Source organism: Mitsuaria sp. TWR114, assembly GCF_007997345.1.
Genome location: NZ_VOSR01000106.1, coordinates 1 through 2,055 on the forward strand (window position 1 = coordinate 1; position 2,055 = coordinate 2,055).

The 2,055-nt window shown below is 72.3% G+C and carries 2 protein-coding genes and 1 pseudogene; 1 reads left to right on the plus strand and 2 read right to left on the minus strand.

Annotated elements, in window-relative coordinates; translation table 11 throughout:
- The coding region (locus FUT87_RS05255; protein ID WP_147240305.1) for a response regulator transcription factor at positions 1–703 on the minus strand (703 nt) is incomplete at its 3' end.
- A 58-nt stretch (positions 704–761) separates the two neighbouring features.
- The gene (locus FUT87_RS05260) at positions 762–1,601 is read right to left on the minus strand and encodes a sensor histidine kinase (protein ID WP_147240306.1); all 840 of its coding nucleotides are present in this window, start codon (positions 1,599–1,601) and stop codon (positions 762–764) included.
- Between FUT87_RS05260 and FUT87_RS05265 the strand changes: the two are divergent.
- Positions 1,579–2,055, plus strand: a pseudogene (locus tag FUT87_RS05265) (zinc-binding dehydrogenase); the annotation flags it as partial. The gene FUT87_RS05260 and the pseudogene FUT87_RS05265 overlap by 23 nt on opposite strands.

The following is a 2,055-nucleotide window of genomic DNA, read 5'->3' on the forward strand; positions in this document are numbered from 1 at the left end:
CGCGGTCCAGGCCGTGCGCGGTCCCGTAGACGTGCAGCTCCAGCCGCCCGCGCACGCCCAGCTTGGCGTAGATCGTGGTGAGGTGGTTGCGCAGGGTGTGCTCGCTCATGCGCAGCGTGTCGGCCACCGACAGCAGCTTCGCGCCGGCCTGGCGCAGCAGCACGCCGATGATGTCGCGCTCGCGCGGCGTCAGGCTGGCGATGCGCTCGGCCTCGGGGTCGCGCGGCGCGGCGGCCCGCGGCGCGCCGTCGGTGAGCATTCCCAGCACCTCGCCCATCAGCGCGCGATGCAGCCAGACCTGACCCTCGCTGACGCACTCGATCGCGCGCAGGATGGTCGCCGCCGGCGCGGACTTGTGCACCACGCCGCGCGCGCCGCGCATCACCGCGCCGCGGTGCAGGGCCGCGTCGTCGGCGCCGGTCAGCACCAGCACCTGCGCGTTGCCGCGCTGGCGCAGCGCGTCCATGGCCGCGGCCGCGTCCTGCCCGCCCAGGTCCAGGTCGAGCAGCAGCAGGTCGGCGCCAGGCAGGCCGTCGTGGCACAGCAGCTCGTCCAGCGTCGAGGCGCAGCCGACCATCTCCATGCGGGGCCGCGAGGCCTCGATGAGCTGGTTCAGCCCCCAGAGGGTGATCTGGTGGTCCTCGGCGACAAAGACCCGGATGGGGCGGGTTGCCAGGCCGGGGAGTGGGACGGTCACGGTCATCGGCGTTCTCCTTGTGAAGCTGTCGGACGCCGTCCTCCCCGGCGTCCGGAAAGCGGGGTCAGGTCGGGATCCGGAACAGCAGCTCGGTGTCGAGCCCGTCCCGGCGCGAGATCGTCAGCGAGCCGCCGAGTTCGGCGACGCGCTCATGCAGCGAATGCGGATGGAAGGCCGGCGCGGCGCGGCCGGTGACCGAGCCGCTGTCGTCGACGACGCGCAGCGTCACCGCGCCGTCCTCGCCGTGCAGCGCGATGCGCACATGCCGGGCCTGCGTGTGCTTGCGCACGTTGTTCAGGGTCTCGTTGAGCAGGTGGAACAGCGCGCCGGCCAGGGCGCGCGAGCTGGGCAGCGACTCGGGGCACTCGACCTCGACCTCGATGCCGAACAGCAGCGCGAAGCGTCGCGCCTGGCGCCGCACGGCCGGCACCAGCGCGTTGTCGCCGCCGCGCGCGCCGGTGCGCAGGCCCGAGATCAGCTCGCGCAGCGAGGCCACTTCGGCATTGACCAGCTCGGCCAGCGCGTCGACCTCGGCCCGCGCCGGGTTCTCGGCCGGGATGCGCATCGCGACGCACTCGACCGCGTACTTGAGGCCCAGGTAGGGCTGGATGGCGCTGTCGTGCAGGTCGCGCCCGATGCGCACGCGCTCGTGCGAGGCGCTCTCGTCCTGCAGCTGGTCCACCAGCGCGGCCTGCTCGATGACGCGCAGCAGCTCGGGCATCGCGTCGATCAGCGCGCGCAGGTCCTGGCGGTGGGCGCGCAGGCCCTGGTAGCCGATCACGATGTGGCCATGCTGGCGGTCGTAGCGCGTCAGCGGCGCGATGTGCAGGCCGGCGACGTCCAGCAGGCGGGCCAGTTCCTCCAGCGGTGCGACCAGGGTGCGCGGCGCGCGCGCGGTCGGCATCGCCGGCGGCGCGGACAAGTGCCGCTATGTCGTCGAGGAACTCGGCTTCGACGCCTGCATCGACTACAAGCAGCATGGCGACGTGAAGTCGCTGTCCGCCGCGCTGAAGGCGGAGTGCCCCGACGGCATCGACGGCTACTTCGAGAACGTCGGCGGCATGATCCTCGACGCCGTGATGCACCGCGCCAACCCGTTCAGCCGCGTCGCCATGTGCGGCATGATCGCCGGCTACAACGGCGAGCCGATCCCGATGAGCGCGCCGCAGCTGATCCTGGTGAACCGGATGAAGATCGAGGGCTTCATCGTCTCCGAGCACATGGCCGTCTGGCCCGAGGCGCTCAAGGAGCTCGGCACGCTGGTGGCCACCGGCAAGCTCAAGTACCGCGAGAGCGTCGCGCAGGGCCTGGAGAACGCGCCCGAGGCCTTCCTGGGCCTGCTCAAGGGCCGCAACTTC